This is a genomic window from Streptomyces sp. NPDC021100 (assembly GCF_044333095.1).
Classification (GTDB): domain Bacteria; phylum Actinomycetota; class Actinomycetes; order Streptomycetales; family Streptomycetaceae; genus Streptomyces.
The window spans coordinates 245243-260126 of sequence record NZ_JBIRQH010000007.1; the positions used below are offsets into that span (position 1 = coordinate 245243).

Below are 14884 nucleotides of genomic sequence, written 5' to 3' on the forward strand. Positions count from 1 at the left end.
GCCTCCTGGTGCCGGGCGCTTGACTTCGAGTGGGCTCGAACTCCTAACGTCTGACACGACAGCGCAGCACAACCGCCCCAGGAGGCACCGGTTATGACCAGTATTCCCACCCGACGACTCGGCGGACTCACGGTCGGCGCCCAGGGCCTCGGCTGCATGGGCATGAGCCACGCGTACGGCGCGGCGGACGACGACCAGTCGATCGCCACCCTGCACCGGGCCCTCGACCTGGGCGTCACCCTCCTCGACACCTCCGACTTCTATGGCAACGGCGCCAACGAGGAGCTGGTCGGCCGGGCTCTCGCCACCCCCGGGCGGCGCGAACAGGCCGTCGTGGCCACCAAGTTCGGCTTCGCCAACCGGCTGGGCGAGCCCACCGTGATCCGCGGCGACGCGGCGTACGTCCGGCAGGCGTGCGAGGCGTCGCTGCGCCGCCTCGGCCTCGACCACATCGACCTCTACTACGCGCACCGGGTCGACCGGAACGTGCCCATCGAGGAGACCGTCGGGGCGATGGCCGAGCTGGTGGCGGAGGGCAAGGTGCGCCACCTCGGCCTCTCCGAGGCGAGCGCCGCCACCATCCGGCGGGCGCACGCCGTCCACCCGATCGCCGCGCTGCAGAGCGAGTGGTCGCTCTGGACCCGCGACATCGAGGCCGAGGTGCTGCCCGTCTGCCGCGAACTCGGCATCGGCATCGTCCCGTTCTCGCCCCTCGGCCGCGGCTTCCTCACCGGCCGCTACACCTCGGTGGACACGCTGGAGCAGACGGACATCCGGCGCACCCAGCCGCGCTTCGCCGACGGCAACCTGGAGAAGAACCTGGCCATCGTCGAGCGGCTGGAGGCGCTGGCCGCCGGCCGCGGCGTCACCGCCGGCCAGCTGGCCCTCGCCTGGGTCCAGCACCGTGGCGACGACGTCGTCCCGATCCCGGGCACCCGCCGCGAGAAGTACCTGGCGGAGAACGTCGCCGCCGCCGGCCTCGCCCTCTCCGCGGACGACCTCGCCGCCATCGACGCGGCGGCCCCGGCCGAGGCGGTCGCCGGCTCGCGGTACGACGACACCAGCCTGACCTTCGTCAACGGCTGACGGTCGGCCGGGCGGCGGCCTCCGTGGGCCGCCGTCCGCGCCGCCGGAGGGCGACGGCCGTCCCGGCGAGCGCCGCCGTCACCACCACGGCGCCCGCCCAGCCCAGCGCGGTGACGTCCGTGCCGCCCGCGAGCAGGCGCGAACCGCCCCATGAACCGGCCGCGTTGCCCAGATTGAAGGCCGAGGTGTTGGCGGCCACGGCCAGGGCCGAGCCGCCGCCCGCCGCGCCGAGCACCCAGGACTGCAGCGCGGGCACCAGGGCGCCGGAGGCCGCCCCGATCAGCAGGACCGCCCCGGGGACCGCGCCCTTGACGTGGGCGACGGCGCTGACCAGCGCGAGTGCCCCCGCGAGCACCGCGAGCGCGCCCACCAGGGTGCCGCGCAGCGATCGGTCCGCACACCGCCCGCCGACCGCGTTGCCCGCGAACCCGCCCAGGCCGAAGAGGAACAGCAGAACGGTCGTGGCGGTGGCCCCGAACCCCGCCGCCTGTCGCAGCAGGGGGGCGATGTAGCTGTAGAGCAGGAACCAGCCGGCCTGCGAGACGGCGGTGACGGCCAGGGCGCAGAGCACCTGAGGCCGCTTGAGGACGCCGGCCCCGGCGGCCTTCGCACCCTCCGGAACCCGGGTCGCCGGGCGCGGCACGAGGATCAGCACGGCCGCGAACGCCAGCGCCGCCGCGGCCGTCACGCACCAGAACGTCGCGCGCCAGCCCCACTGCTGGCCGACGGCCGTGCCGATCGGCCCGCCGAGCACCGTCGCCAGCCCCAGCCCGCCGGACACCCAGGCGATCGCCGTCCCCTGGCGGCCGGGCGGTGAGATCCGGACGGCGATGAGCACGCAGACCGCGGCGAAGGTGCTGTGCGTCAGGGCGCCCAGCGTCCGCGCGGCCATCAGCAGTGAGAACGAGGGGGCGAGCGCGCACAGCACGTTGGCCCCGGCGAAGACCGCCAGCAGCACCGCCGCCAGGGTCCGCGGTGCCACGCGCGCGGTGAGGGCCGTGACGGCCGGGCCGCCGACGGCGACGACCAGGGCGTACGCGCTGAGCAGCTGCCCGGCGGTGGCCACCGGGACCCGCAGGTCCCGTGACACGTCCAACAGCAGCCCCACGAGGGCGAATTCGGCGGAGCAGAGGGCGAAGGCGGCGAACGCGAGCGCCGACAGGGCCATGACCGGAACGGCCGCGGGGCCGGGCGGCGGTGCCGTGGACCGGTCGCGCGGTGGGGTGGACAAGGGTGACGAGGCGGATGGCAACGGTGGTACTCCCTCCCTGAGTAGGTCGAAACGCCATGTGTCGAAACGACCTATCTCGGAGTCTAGGGATATGCTCTCTGTCCATGTCAAGCCTGTTGGATCTCGCCATCCAGGGGTTCCTCCACGAGGAACCCCTGCACGGCTATGAGCTGCGCACCCGCATCGCCCGTCTCACCGGTCACGTCAAGGCGATCAGCCACGGCACCCTGTACCCGGCGATCAAGCGCATGGAGACGGCCGGACTGCTCGTCCGCGAGTCGCGACAGGGAGTGGTGGCGGCGCCCCGGCACATGCTCAGCCTGACGGAGGAGGGTCGGCGGACGTTCCTGGAGCGGCTGCGCCGGCCCGACGACCCGTTCGTCACGGACGAGAACCGCTGGTTCGTGCTCCTCGCCTTCCTCCGCCACCTGCCGGACCGGCAGGCACAGGCGGAAGTGCTGCGCCGGCGGCTGGCGTTCCTCCGCGAGCCGAGCAGCTTCTTCTACGACGGCGAGCGGCCGCTGGGCGTCGAGGACGTGGACGACCCGTTCCGGCGCGGCGTCCTCACCATCGCCCGCGCCACCTCCCGCGCCGAACTGGCCTGGCTGGAGGAGACGATCGCGGAGCTGGAACGGCCGGGGTGAACGCCGAAGGGCCCCCGCTCCGGGAGGAGCGGGGGCCCTTCGTACGTACGGCGGGGATCAGAAGCGGCGCGTGATCAGCGCTCGCTTGACCTCCTGGATCGCCTTCGTCACCTCGATGCCGCGCGGGCAGGCGTCGGTGCAGTTGAAGGTGGTCCGGCAGCGCCAGACGCCGTCCTTGTCGTTCAGGATCTCCAGCCGCTGCTCCCCGGCCTCGTCACGCGAGTCGAAGATGAAGCGGTGCGCGTTGACGATCGCCGCCGGGCCGAAGTACTGGCCGTCGTTCCAGAACACCGGGCACGAGGACGTGCACGCGGCGCACAGGATGCACTTGGTGGTGTCGTCGAAGCGCTCGCGGTCCTCGGCGGACTGCAGGCGCTCGCGCGTCGGCTCGTTGCCCTTGGTGATCAGGAAGGGCATCACGTCCCGGTACGCCTGGAAGAAGGGCTCCATGTCGACCACGAGGTCCTTCAGGACCGTGAGGCCCTTGATGGGCTCCACCGTGATCGGCTTGTCCGGGTTGATGTCCTTGATCAGGGTCTTGCACGCGAGGCGGTTGCGGCCGTTGATGCGCATGGCGTCGGAGCCGCAGATGCCGTGGGCGCAGGACCGGCGGAAGGTCAGCGAACCGTCCAGGTCCCACTTGATCTTGTGCAGACCGTCGAGCACGCGCTCCTTCGGGTCGATCTCGACCTCGAAGTCCTGCCAGGTCGCCTCGGCGGAGACCTCCGGGTTGAACCGGCGGACGCGGAAGGTGACCGTGATGTAGGGAGAGGCCTTGCTCGCGGCCTCCACCTTGTCTTCGATCGCGGTGCTCATCAGTACTTACGCTCCATGGGCTGGTAGCGGGTCTGCACGACCGGCTTGTAGTCGAGCCGGATCGAATCCCTGCCGTCCGCGTCGACCTCGCGGTACGCCATGGTGTGGCGCATGAAGTTGACGTCGTCGCGGTTGGGGTAGTCCTCGCGGTAGTGACCGCCGCGGGACTCCTTCCGCGCGAGTGCGGAGACCGCCATGACCTCGGCCAGGTCGAGCAGGTTGCCCAGCTCGATGGCCTCCAGCAGGTCGGTGTTGAAGCGCTTGCCCTTGTCCTGGATGGACACGTTCTTGTAGCGCTTGCGCAGCTCGGCGATCTTCTCGACGGCCGTCTTGATGGTCTGCTCGGTGCGGAAGACCATGACGTTGGCGTCCATGGTCTCCTGCAGCTCCTTGCGGAGCTCGGCGACCCGCTCGCTGCCCGTGGACTCGCGCAGCCGCTCGACCTGCTCCTTGACGAGCGCGGCCGGGTCCTCCGGCAGCTCGACGAAGTCGGCCTTGTGCGCGTACTCGGCGGCGGCGATGCCCGCGCGCTTGCCGAAGACGTTGATGTCCAGCAGCGAGTTGGTGCCCAGGCGGTTGGCGCCGTGGACGGAGACGCAGGCGACCTCGCCGGCGGCGTACAGGCCCGGCACGACGGTGTCGTTGTCGGCCAGCACCTCGCCCTCGACGTTGGTCGGGATGCCGCCCATGGCGTAGTGCGCGGTGGGCTGGATCGGGATCGGGTCCGTGTAGGGCTCGATGCCGAGGTAGGTGCGCGCGAACTCGGTGATGTCCGGCAGCTTGGCGTCCAACTGCTCCGGAGGCAGGTGCGTCAGGTCCAGGTAGACGTGATCGCCCTCGGGACCGCAGCCGCGGCCCTCGCGGATCTCCGTGTAGATGGAGCGCGAGACGACGTCACGGGACGCGAGGTCCTTCATGACCGGCGCGTACTTCTCCATGAAGCGCTCGCCGTCCTTGTTGCGGAGGATGCCGCCCTCACCACGGGCGCCCTCCGTCAGCAGGATGCCCATGCGCCAGATGCCCGTCGGGTGGAACTGGAAGAACTCCATGTCCTCCAGCGGCAGGCCGCGCCGGTAGCAGGCGGCCTGGCCGTCACCGGTCAGGGTGTGCGCGTTGGAGGTCACCTTGAAGAACTTGCCGGTGCCGCCGGAGGCGTAGATGACCGACTTGGCCTGGAAGACGTGGAGCTCGCCGGTGGCCAGCTCGTAGGCGACCACACCGGCGGACTTCTTGACGCCGTCCACCTCGGTGATCAGCTGGTCCAGGACGTAGAACTCGTTGAAGAACTCCACGCCCTCCTTGACGCAGTTCTGGTACAGCGTCTGGAGGATCATGTGGCCGGTGCGGTCCGCGGCGTAGCAGGACCGGCGGACCGGGGCCTCGCCGTGGTTGCGCGAGTGACCGCCGAAGCGGCGCTGGTCGATGGTGCCGTCCGGGGTGCGGTTGAACGGCAGGCCCATCTTCTCCAGGTCGAGGACCGCGTCGATGGCCTCCTTCGCCAGGATCTCGGCGGCGTCCTGGTCGACCAGGTAGTCACCGCCCTTGACCGTGTCGAAGGTGTGCCACTCCCAGTTGTCCTCCTCGACGTTGGCGAGGGCGGCGGCCATGCCGCCCTGGGCCGCGCCGGTGTGGGAGCGGGTGGGGTACAGCTTGGTGAGCACCGCGGTGCGGCTGCGCTTGGTCGCCTCGATGGCCGCGCGCATGCCGGCGCCACCGGCGCCGACGATGACGGTGTCGTACTTGTGGATCTTCATGGTCGCGTCAGCCCCGGGCTCTAGCGGATGTTCGGGTCGAAGGTGAAGATCACCAGCGTGCCCAGCAGGACGGTGAACACCGTGGCGGTGTACAGCAGCATCTTCAGCCAGAAGCGGGTGGTGTCCCGCTCCGCGTAGTCGTTGATGACCGTACGGAGGCCGTTGGCGCCGTGCAGCATGGCGAGCCACAGCATGATCAGGTCCCACGCCTGCCAGAACGGCGAGGCCCAGCGGCCGGCCACGAAGGCGAAGCCGACCTTGGTGACACCGCCGTCCAGCACCAGCTGGATCAGGAGGTGGCCCAGGACCAGGACGACGAGCACGATGCCGGACAGCCGCATGAACAGCCAGCCGTACAGCTCGAAGTTGGTGCGGGTCGCCTTCGGCGTCTTCTTGGTGCGCTTGCGCGGCGCCTCGATGACCGGCGCCGGGTTGTCGACGTCGTAGAGGGAGACGCCTTCGGCGGTCGCGGGGGTGGTTTCAGCGGACATGTCTAGCGTCAGCTCCCGAACAGCGTGTGCAGCGTGTGGCTGAGCACGGGGTAGAAGGCGCCGGCCATCAGGACGATCCAGACGCCCACGACGGTCCACAGCATCTGCTTCTGGTACCGCGGGCCCTTGGACCAGAAGTCCACCGCGATGACGCGGAGGCCGTTGAGCGCGTGGAAGAGGATGGCGGCGACGAGGCCGTACTCCATCACATTGACGACGGGTGTCTTGTACGTCGCGACGACGTCGTCGTACGCCTCCGGGGAGACGCGGACGAGAGCGGTGTCCAGGACGTGCACGAACAGGAAGAAGAAAATGAGGACGCCGGTGACTCGGTGAGCCACCCAGGACCACATGCCTTCCCGGCCGCGGTACAGCGTTCCAGCCGGCACGGAAAACCCTCCGGGAGCGGGGATTGGGGGCGGCCGCCAGCTTGTAACCCAGTCAGGACTGCACTGTCGGTCGGGCCCGGCCGGGTACGGTCCACCGGCCCTGGCCATCGTAGCGACGCCTTGTCGGTTCGGTCGCGCGGGGTCGGTCTGGTGTGATCAAACTGGCATGTACGGGTCGGCGGTGGTGGACGAGAGCCGCATGGGGGTCCATGGTTGGCCGAATGGCCCTGGTTCGGTGTCCGTAATTCACCCATAAGAGAGAGTTTTCGGGCGGGCATTCGAGGCTGTCGGCGGCGGAAAGAACTATCTTTTCCGCGATTGGGAGGTTTTGCTCCATGGGACTGCCTGTCAGAATCACCCGTATCGCCCGTGTCGTCCTTTTCGGGCGGCCCAGGCGTGTCGCGCCCCGCCGGCCGTACGCCGTCCTCGCGCTCCTCGCCGCGGTCGCCCTGCCGGCCGCCACCGGCTGCGCCCACGACGGCGGAGTCGCGTCCTCCGGGTCCTCCGGCCGGAGCGCCGGGCGGGACGACGACCGCTCCACCCAGGCGGCGGCGCCCTCCTCCGCCACCCAGGTCACGCCCGTCACCGGGATGCCGCGCACCGTCCCGGCCGTCCGCTCCTTCACCGCCCGCGGCGGCCCCGGCTGGCGGCCCTCCTCCGCCGTCCGCGTCGTCACCGACCCCGACGGGCCCCTCGCCGACGAGGCCCGGCTGCTGGCCGGCGAGCTCAAGGTCACCATCGCCCCCGGACCGGCCCGCGCCGGCGACGTCGAACTCGCCCTCCGCCCCGGCCAGCGCGGCGGCCCCGAGAGCTACGAGCTGACCACCCGCGACGGCAGGGTCCTCATCACCGCCCCCGACGAGGCCGGCGCCTTCTACGGCACCCGCACCCTCGTCCAGTCCGTCCGCTCCGGCGGCGGCCTCCCCGAGGGGGTCATCGCCGACGCCCCCGACCGGCCGCAGCGCGGCCTGCAGCTCGACATCGCGCGCAAGCACTTCACCGCCGAGTGGATCGAGGCCCGGCTGCGCGAGATGGCCGACCTCAAGCTCAACCAGCTCGGCCTGCACTTCTCCGACGACCAGGGCTTCCGCGTCGAGAGCGCGAGCCACCCCGAGATCGTCTCCCCGGAGCACCTCACCAAGGCCGAGGTCCGCCGCATCGTCGCCCTCGCCACCTCACTGCACATCACCGTCATCCCCGAGATCGACTCGCCCGGCCACCTCGGCGCCGTCCTCAAGGCCCACCCGGACCTCCAGCTCAGGGACGCCACCGGCACCCCCTCCCGGGGCGCCGTCGACATCTCCCTGCCGGGCGCGGCGAAGATCGTGGACGACCTGCTGCGCGAGTTCACCCCCCTCTTCCCCGGCCCGTACTGGCACCTGGGGGCGGACGAGTACCGCGCCCTGATGGCCCGCGACCCGCAGGGCTCCTACCCGCACCTCGCCGACCTCGCCCGGCAGCGCTACGGCTCGCAGGGCCGGGTGCAGGACCTGGCCACCGCCTGGCTCAACGACCGGGCCGCGGTCGTCCGCTCCCTCGGCAAGAAGGCCAAGGCGTGGAACGACGGCTTCCTCCGCGGCGGCCTCGTCGCCCCCGACCAGGGGATCGAGGTCGAGTACTGGACCGGCCGCGAGCTCGGCGCCCGGGACCCGCAGGAATACCTGAACGAGGGACGCACGGTCGTCAACCTCAACGACCAGTACCTCTACTACGTGCTCGGGGAACCGAACGAGTTCCGCTACCCCACCGGCGAGCTGATCTACAAGGAGTGGTCCCCGGCCGTGCTGCGCGGCACCGCGCCCGTGGCGGCCGGGACGGCGGACCCGCGCCGGGTGCCGGGCGGCCGGTTCGCCGTCTGGTGCGACCACCCCGACGCCCAGACCCCCGACCAGGTGGCAAACGGAATCCGGCTGCCGCTGGCCGCCGTCTCCCAGCGGCTGTGGGACCCCCGCCCGCCGAAGCTGCCCTGGCAGGAGTTCGGCACCCTGTACACCGCCGTCCGAGGGGGCTGAAGTCCCGGCGCCGGGTGGGCTTTCGACCGGTTTGCCAGAACCTGGGAGCGAGCGCTCCCCACACACCTCCAAAGCGGGCTAGCCTCCGGGTTGAACCATGCGCGGCGTCCGGTCGTTGTCCAAGCGGAAGGCATCGGCCGGTGCGCGGCGCAGCTGTCCACGGCGGACGTGCGCGCTCGCGCGCCCATCGCACTGAACGAGGGCCCGGATGAAGATCGAATTCCTGCTGCACAATGCGTACGGCATCGGCGGAACCATCCGTTCGACCGTCAACCTCGCCACCGCTCTCGCCGACCGGCACGAGGTCCGCATCATCAGCGTCAACCGGCCCGTGGACGAGCCCGAGCTCACGATCGACCCGCGCGTCCGGCTGACCCCCCTCGTCGACCTGCGCGAGGGCACGGACGGCGACGAGTACGCGGCACCCCTCAACCAGCGGCCCAGCGAGATCTTCCGCGACGAGCGCATCGACAACGGCCGGATGGCCGCCACCGCCCTCACCGACGAACGCGTCGCCTCCCACCTCGCGGCCACCGACGCGGACGTCGTCATCGCCACGCGCCCCAAGCTCATCGGCTACCTCGCCCGTTACGGCAGCGACCGCTACCTCCGCCTCGGCCAAGAGCACCTCACCCACGAGGCCCACGTCCCCGAGCTGCACGCCGTCATGGACCCGGCCATCGCCGCCCTCGACGCCTTCGTCACCGTCTCCGAGGCCGACGCCGGCCACTACCGCGACGCCCTGCCCGCCGACCGCCGCGCACAGGTGCTGTCCGTCCCCAACGCCGTGCCCGCCCCCGCCGCCGCGCCCTCCGACGGCAACTCGAAGATCATCGTCTCGGCCGGGCGGCTCGTCGGCGTCAAACGCTACGACCGGCTCATCAACGCCTTCGCGAAGATCGCCGACGAGCGCCCCGACTGGCAGCTCCGGATCTACGGCCGCGGCACCTCCAAGGCCAAGCTGCGCCGCCAGATCGAGGACATGGGCCTCTACGAGCGGATCACCCTCATGGGCGCCCGCTCGCCCATCGAGACCGAGTGGGCCAAGGGCGCCGTCGCCGCCGTCGCCTCCGACGCCGAGTCCTTCGGCATGACCATCGTCGAGGCCATGCACGCCGGACTGCCGGTGATCGCCACCGACTGCCCCTACGGCCCGCGTGAGATCCTCAACGACGGCACCGACGGCATCCTCGTCCCGCTCTCCCCGCAGAGCGAGACCGACAGCGTCGACGCCTACGCGGAGGCGCTGCTCAAGCTCACCGGCGACGACGGGCTCCGCGCCCGGCTCGGCGCCGCGGCCCGCGCCGCCGCCCACCGCTACGAGCCCGACGCCATCGCGCAGCGCTACGAGCGGCTCTTCGAGGAACTCCGCCCCGGCTGCACCGCCCCCGCGAAGAAGGGCGGCCTGCTCCGCGGCCTCTTCGGCGGCGGCCGCAAGCAGCAGGCCGCCCCCGCCGGCCCCGCCGTTTCCGCGCCCACCGAGACCGCCCACCCCGAGGCACGCTGCGCCGTCGCCGCCGACGGCTCGCTCGTCTTCCGGGTACGTGCCGAGCAGCTCACCGCCGACGACTCCCACGTGCTGCTCCGCCACCGCGGCAGCAAGGGCAAGGAGGCCGTCCGCGTCCCGCTCCGGCGGACCCCCGGCGCCGACTGGGCCGAGGCCCGCGTCGAACGTGCCGCGCACACCCTGCCCGAGGGCCGCTGGGACAGCTACGCCGAGCGCAAGGCCGACAAGTCGCGGCGCCGGCTGACCGCCGTCCTCGTCGAGCAGCAGGCCCTGCTCGGGCTGGGGCTCCAGGCCGGGCCGTCCGGCGTCGCGCCCTGGATCCCGTACGAGACCAGCGACGGCTTCCTCGCCGTCCGCACCTGGCTGCGCGAGCGGCACGCCGAGGTGACGGACGTCCGGGTGGGGGCGGCCGAGGAAGGTGTGGTCACCCTCACGGTCGCCGCCCATGGCGTCGAGCTCCGCGACGGCGCCGAGCTGATCGCCCGGCTCCGCGGCGCCGACGGCGAGGTGGCCGACGTCCGCGCGCCGCTGGAGGGCGGCACGGGCCGGCTGCCGTACGAGCCGATGTGGCGGCGCAGGGGCGAGGAGCAGGACCTGTGGGACCTGTACGTACGCCCCGGCGCGGGCGCCGCTCCCGTCCGGCTCGGCCGGCTGACCGGTGACTTCGCGGACCGCAAGGGGATCGACACGTTCCCGGCGGCGGACCGGGACGGGGTGCGGCTGCGGCCGTTCTTCACGGTGACGAACGACCTGACGGTCTCGGTCAAGGACATCGCGGGGGAGGACTGACGCGGGCTCCGCGCGCCGGCGCGGGCGCGGGGACGGCCGGGCCACCACCCCCCACAGGAGAGGCCGCGGCCGTCGCCCGCCACGCGCCTTGGTGAGGCGCGTACTTCCCTCAGCGCCGAACGGCCGGATTCCGTCACACCGCGCACGGGGGTCCGGGCCGTCGACCGCCCCCGGCCGGGCCTCGGAGGCCCGGCCGGGGCCCTTCCGGGCGCTTTATGTGGCCGGTTCTCTCCGGTCGGCCGTTCGCGCCCGGCCTCTTCTGGACGGGAACGGTCCGTTGCCCGTAACGTGCGGGCCGCGTCGCCCGGTGCGCACGCGACGGCCCGCCGGCCGCCGCCCCGCCCGTCAGGCCGGCGCCGACGAGCAGTCGACTCACCGGCGCCGAGCCACCGGTGCCGTTCCGGCGTTCCGTGGGGGGACGAAGAGATGTATCCGTGCGGTCGATGCCGTGCCGTCGCCGTGGGGCCGGACGGCCGCTGCGCGGCGTGCGGCGCTGAGCAGCGGGGACCGGAGGGGGCCGAGGTGCTGGCAGGACAGCCCGAGCCGCCGCCACGCCCGTCCCATGCGCCCCCGCTGCCTCCTGTGCCTCCGCTGCCGCCTGTAGGCGGAGTGCCGTTCGCCGCCGGGGCGTCCGGGCCCGAGCCGCTCGGCGGGGTCGACCTGCGCCGCGGGGTGCGGATCTCGCTCACCACCGTCCTGACCCTGGCGCTGCTCGGTCTGCTGCTGCTCGCCGCCGCCCGCTTCCAGCAGCGCGGCGCGCTCGGCGACGTGCTGGCGGAGGGCGTCGTGCTCAGCGACGGGACCGCGGACAAGGCGAACCAGGCGGACGCCTTCTTCGCCTCGGTCTCCCTCGTCGCCGCCGTGCTCGGGCTGGGCGCGGCCGGCCTGTGGGCGGTCTGGTTCCGGCGGGTGCGGCTCAACGCCGAGGTGCTCGCGCCCGGTACGCACCGCTTCGGGAGCGGCTGGGCGGCGGGTGCCTGGTTCACGCCGGTGGTCAACCTGTGGTTCCCCAAGCAGATCGCCAACGACATCTACCGCGCGTCCGCCCCCGCCGGTCCGCAGAGTGCGCGGAAGGGGCTGCTCAACGCGTGGTGGGTGAGCGGGATCGTGGCAGGCGCCCTCGCGGGGGCGAGCGCCTTCGGCTATGCGCTGACCGAGGCGAAGATGCGCCGCGACTTCCGGCTGGAACGGTTCGACGCCTGGGAGGACGACGTCCGCAACCTGAGGATGCTGGCCGGGGCGAGCGCCTTCGGGTACCTGCTGTGTGCCGTCGCGGGCGCGCTGGCGCTGCTGGTGGTGCGGCAGTTGACGCGGATGCAGGAGGAACGGGCGCTGGAGGGGCTGGAGTACGAGAGCTTCGCCGGGGACGGGAGTGCGTACGCGGCCGCCGGTCCGTATGCGGCCGCCGGCCCGTATGCCGCCGCCGGTCCGTACGCGGGTCCCTGGCCGTACCCCCACGCCCAGCCAACTCCGGCGCCGTACGGTGCTCCTGGGGCTTACGGGGCGCCCCCCGGACCCTATCCGGCCGCCGGGCCGTACGCTCCCTACCCGCCGCCGGGCCAGGGCCCGTTGCCCGGGACGCCGGTCGGCCCGTACGGTCCTTCGTACGGGCCGACGTACGGTGCGCCGAACGGTTCGCCGTACGGTTCTCCGCCCGGCGCGGGGAGTTCCGTGCCGAACCCCTACAGCAGTGAGCCCGACGGCGGACCCGCGCATTACTGATTCATGAGTTCTGCAAGTGATGCAGGATGTGGGTGTGCAGGGGGATGACGCTGAGCTGACCGTCGCGGTACGCGCGGCGCAGGGCGGGGACGAGACGGCCTTCCGCGCGGTCTACCGGTCCGTCCAGCCCCGCCTGCTCGGGTACGTGCGCACGCTCGTCGGCGAGACCGACGCCGAGGACGTGGCGTCCGAGACCTGGCTCCAGATCGCCCGCGACATCGACCGGTTCACCGGCGACGCCGACCGCTTCCGAGGCTGGGCCGCCCGCATCGCCCGCAACCGCGCCCTCGACCACATACGGATGCGCGGCCGGCGGCCCGTGATCGGCGGCGACGACAGTGAACTCGCCGCGCGCGCCGGGGACGCCGACACCGCGGGCGAGGCGCTGGAGGCCCTGGGGACCGAACGGGTCCTCGCGCTGGTCGCCCGGCTGCCGCAGGACCAGGCGGAGGCCGTGGTCCTGCGCGTGGTCGTCGGCCTCGACGCCGCCACCGCCGCGGAGGTGCTGGGCAAGCGGCCCGGCGCCGTCCGCACGGCGGCTCACCGCGGCCTGCGCAGACTCGCGCAGCTGATGAACGGAACGGACCCGACGGGAGGGTCCGGAGGGGCCGGAGGTGCCAGAGGGGCCGGAGAGGGGGGCGCCGGGGTGAGAGGGCAGCCGGGACCGGACGGCATCCCCGGACAGCGCGGATCATCCACCGGTTCACGCTCTTCTCGCGGTGTGACGCGATTGGGCGCGCGGACGCAGAAAGACATGTGATGGCGGACGACCACGAGCACGACTGGTTGCGGCACGACGACCGGTTGGACGGAACGGCGCTCGCCTCCTGCGCCGCGTGCGGCCCCTGTGCTTCCTGCGCTGCCCGCACGCCGTCCCCCGGCCCCGAGCAGACGGACGCCGCCCTGGCCGCACTCCGCGCCCTGGCCGCCCCCGCCCCGGCGCCGGGCCGCCCGCTCCCGGGCGAGGACGCCGCCGTCGCCGCCTTCCTCGCCGCCCGCCGCGCCGCGCCCGGCGAACAGTCCGTTGGTGCGGGCGAGTTGGTGTCATCGCGGCACATGGCCGATGACCCGGCGGCCCGGGAGGGCGGCCACCCGCACCGGAGCGGAGAACCGGGCGAGCGGTGGGAACGCGCCGGACGGAACGGCGCGCGCGGCAGCGGTAGCGGCCCGCGCGGCCGGGGCGCCGACCGCGGCGGCCGGCACGGGACGCGTTCCCTGCCGCACCGCCGCCCGGCCCGGGCCGTGCTGGTCGCGGCCCTGGCCGCGTGCGCGCTGAGCGGCGTCGCCGTGCTCTCCGGCGTCGTCGCCGTCCCCACCCCGTTCACCGCCGCCGGCCGCGAGCCGGCCGCGGTGGACGACCGGGCGGGCACCGTGGGCGGGGACGGCCCGCACACCGCCCGGCCGCGTCCTCACGGTTCCGCGTCCGACGGCCCGGCCGACGGCCGCGCCGAGGGAGGACGCGAGGGGAAGGGCGCGGACGGACACCTCCTCCCGCCCCCCGCCGGCCCCTCGCCCACCGGCCACGGCACTCCCCGCCCGGGCGAACGGCCCTCGGCCGGGCCCGGCGCGGGCGCCGACCGGGACGAGGAGACGGCCTCCCCGTACCAGGGGGACCCCGACGGTGATCTCCAACAGGCCGTCGGCCTCTGCCGCGACTACCTCACCCGGGGGAAGTGGCGCGCACAGGCGGACGAGGACGCCGTCCACGCCCTCGAACGCCGGGCCGGCGGCCCGGCCGGCGTCCGCGCCTACTGCACCCGCCTCGTCCACGACCACGATCAGGTCGCCGGTGACGGCGACGGCAACGGCAAGGGGAGCGGCGGCGACGGAAGTGGCGAGGAGAACGAGGACGACAAGGAGGGCGAGGCGAACGGCGGAGACGACGAGGACGACGAGGACGACAGAGGAAGCGGCGACGGGAGCGCTCACCGGGCCGGCGACGCTCAGGGCACCCGTGGCCGTCACGGGGGCCGCGACGACCACAACGACCGTGATGAGCGCGGCGGCCAAGGCGATCCGGAGAGCCGCGGCCGCGCCGGCGGAACGCACGCCGGATGAGGCGAGGGCCGGGGCGACGGGCGCGGCGGTGACGCGACGCGCGGTCCTCCGGCAGGCGTCCCACCGGCCCGGCCGCCCCGCACCGCGCCCCGGCCGCCCGCCTGCCACGGTGCAGGCTCCCCGGCCGGGACGCCGGGTGTGACGCTTTCCGGGGGCACGGCGCTGTAGGGAGTGGGCCGACTGGTCATCGGCCGCGCGGAAGCCGCAGTTCCCCCCATGCCGCAGGCTCCGCGCAACAGCGCGGGCGGGGTACGTCCCCCCGGCCCTGCCCGCGCTCCTCCCTCCCTTCTTCCGCCCGCTGCCACCCTTCTCTCCCTCTTCCGGCCTGCGCGTCCCCTGACAGTGCCGCCCGGCCGTCGCTACAGTCCGGTTGCTCGTAAGCGAG

12 protein-coding genes are annotated in these 14884 nt (G+C 73.2%); 7 read left to right on the forward strand and 5 right to left on the reverse strand.

What is annotated here, in order from left to right; translation table 11 throughout:
- Positions 1-93 precede the first annotated feature (93 nt).
- The gene (locus ACH4PU_RS16515) at positions 94-1086 is read left to right on the forward strand and encodes an aldo/keto reductase (protein WP_398272002.1); all 993 of its coding nucleotides are present in this window, start codon (positions 94-96) and stop codon (positions 1084-1086) included.
- Here ACH4PU_RS16515 and ACH4PU_RS16520 read toward each other — a convergent pair.
- The gene (locus ACH4PU_RS16520; RefSeq protein ID WP_398272004.1) at positions 1076-2317 is read right to left on the reverse strand and encodes an MFS transporter; all 1242 of its coding nucleotides are present in this window, start codon (positions 2315-2317) and stop codon (positions 1076-1078) included. The genes ACH4PU_RS16515 and ACH4PU_RS16520 overlap by 11 nt on opposite strands.
- Positions 2318-2421: 104 nt before the next feature.
- On the opposite strand from ACH4PU_RS16520, the gene ACH4PU_RS16525 reads away from it, so the two are divergent.
- Positions 2422-2961: a PadR family transcriptional regulator gene (locus ACH4PU_RS16525; protein ID WP_398272006.1), complete on the forward strand. Its 540-nt coding sequence runs from the start codon at positions 2422-2424 to the stop codon at positions 2959-2961.
- A 57-nt stretch (positions 2962-3018) separates the two neighbouring features.
- Here ACH4PU_RS16525 and ACH4PU_RS16530 read toward each other — a convergent pair whose 3' ends face one another.
- Genes ACH4PU_RS16530 through sdhC form a run of 4 tightly spaced genes read right to left on the reverse strand, consistent with a single transcriptional unit; the run spans position 3019 to position 6411 of the window.
- Entirely contained in the window at positions 3019-3777 is a 759-nt protein-coding gene (locus ACH4PU_RS16530; RefSeq protein WP_004944544.1) for a succinate dehydrogenase iron-sulfur subunit, read from the reverse strand.
- A complete protein-coding gene (gene sdhA / locus ACH4PU_RS16535; RefSeq protein WP_398272009.1) occupies positions 3777-5531 on the reverse strand; it encodes a succinate dehydrogenase flavoprotein subunit in 1755 nt (584 codons plus the stop codon). Before sdhA ends, ACH4PU_RS16530 begins: the two co-directional genes overlap by 1 nt.
- 20 nt (positions 5532-5551) lie before the next feature.
- Complete coding sequence (locus ACH4PU_RS16540) at positions 5552-6022, reverse strand: succinate dehydrogenase hydrophobic membrane anchor subunit (protein ID WP_398272011.1); 471 nt, start codon at positions 6020-6022, stop codon at positions 5552-5554.
- 8 nt (positions 6023-6030) lie between these two features.
- Positions 6031-6411: a succinate dehydrogenase, cytochrome b556 subunit gene (sdhC, locus tag ACH4PU_RS16545; RefSeq protein ID WP_185941948.1), complete on the reverse strand. Its 381-nt coding sequence runs from the start codon at positions 6409-6411 to the stop codon at positions 6031-6033.
- A 335-nt stretch (positions 6412-6746) separates the two neighbouring features.
- On the opposite strand from sdhC, the gene ACH4PU_RS16550 reads away from it, so the two are divergent.
- From ACH4PU_RS16550 to ACH4PU_RS16570, 5 genes are all read left to right on the forward strand, one after another.
- Positions 6747-8423 carry a glycoside hydrolase family 20 protein gene (locus tag ACH4PU_RS16550; RefSeq protein WP_398272014.1) on the forward strand — a complete coding sequence of 559 codons (1677 nt, stop codon included), beginning with the start codon at positions 6747-6749 and terminating at the stop codon, positions 8421-8423.
- Between the two features lie 208 nt (positions 8424-8631).
- Positions 8632-10719: a glycosyltransferase gene (locus ACH4PU_RS16555; protein WP_398272016.1), complete on the forward strand. Its 2088-nt coding sequence runs from the start codon at positions 8632-8634 to the stop codon at positions 10717-10719.
- Positions 10720-11301: 582 nt separating this feature from the next.
- Positions 11302-12441, forward strand: a complete 1140-nt coding sequence (locus ACH4PU_RS16560; RefSeq protein ID WP_398272018.1) for a DUF4328 domain-containing protein — start codon at positions 11302-11304, stop codon at positions 12439-12441.
- Positions 12442-12475: 34 nt separating this feature from the next.
- Positions 12476-13201, forward strand: a complete 726-nt coding sequence (locus ACH4PU_RS16565; RefSeq protein WP_398272020.1) for an RNA polymerase sigma factor — start codon at positions 12476-12478, stop codon at positions 13199-13201.
- Positions 13201-14499: a hypothetical protein gene (locus ACH4PU_RS16570; RefSeq protein ID WP_398272022.1), complete on the forward strand. Its 1299-nt coding sequence runs from the start codon at positions 13201-13203 to the stop codon at positions 14497-14499. The genes ACH4PU_RS16565 and ACH4PU_RS16570 overlap by 1 nt, the downstream gene beginning before the upstream one ends.
- Positions 14500-14884: the final 385 nt, after the last annotated feature.

Excerpts from the sequence above, each read along its gene's own strand:
- ACH4PU_RS16570 (WP_398272022.1), top strand. The coding sequence starts at position 13,201 with ATGGCGGACGACCACGAGCACGACTGGTTGCGGCACGACGACCGGTTG.
- ACH4PU_RS16530 (WP_004944544.1), bottom strand. The coding sequence starts at position 3,777 with ATGAGCACCGCGATCGAAGACAAGGTGGAGGCCGCGAGCAAGGCCTCT.
- ACH4PU_RS16550 (WP_398272014.1), top strand. The coding sequence starts at position 6,747 with ATGGGACTGCCTGTCAGAATCACCCGTATCGCCCGTGTCGTCCTTTTC.
- ACH4PU_RS16540 (WP_398272011.1), bottom strand. The coding sequence starts at position 6,022 with ATGTCCGCTGAAACCACCCCCGCGACCGCCGAAGGCGTCTCCCTCTAC.
- ACH4PU_RS16515 (WP_398272002.1), top strand. The coding sequence starts at position 94 with ATGACCAGTATTCCCACCCGACGACTCGGCGGACTCACGGTCGGCGCC.
- ACH4PU_RS16555 (WP_398272016.1), top strand. The coding sequence starts at position 8,632 with ATGAAGATCGAATTCCTGCTGCACAATGCGTACGGCATCGGCGGAACC.
- ACH4PU_RS16525 (WP_398272006.1), top strand. The coding sequence starts at position 2,422 with ATGTCAAGCCTGTTGGATCTCGCCATCCAGGGGTTCCTCCACGAGGAA.
- sdhA (WP_398272009.1), bottom strand. The coding sequence starts at position 5,531 with ATGAAGATCCACAAGTACGACACCGTCATCGTCGGCGCCGGTGGCGCC.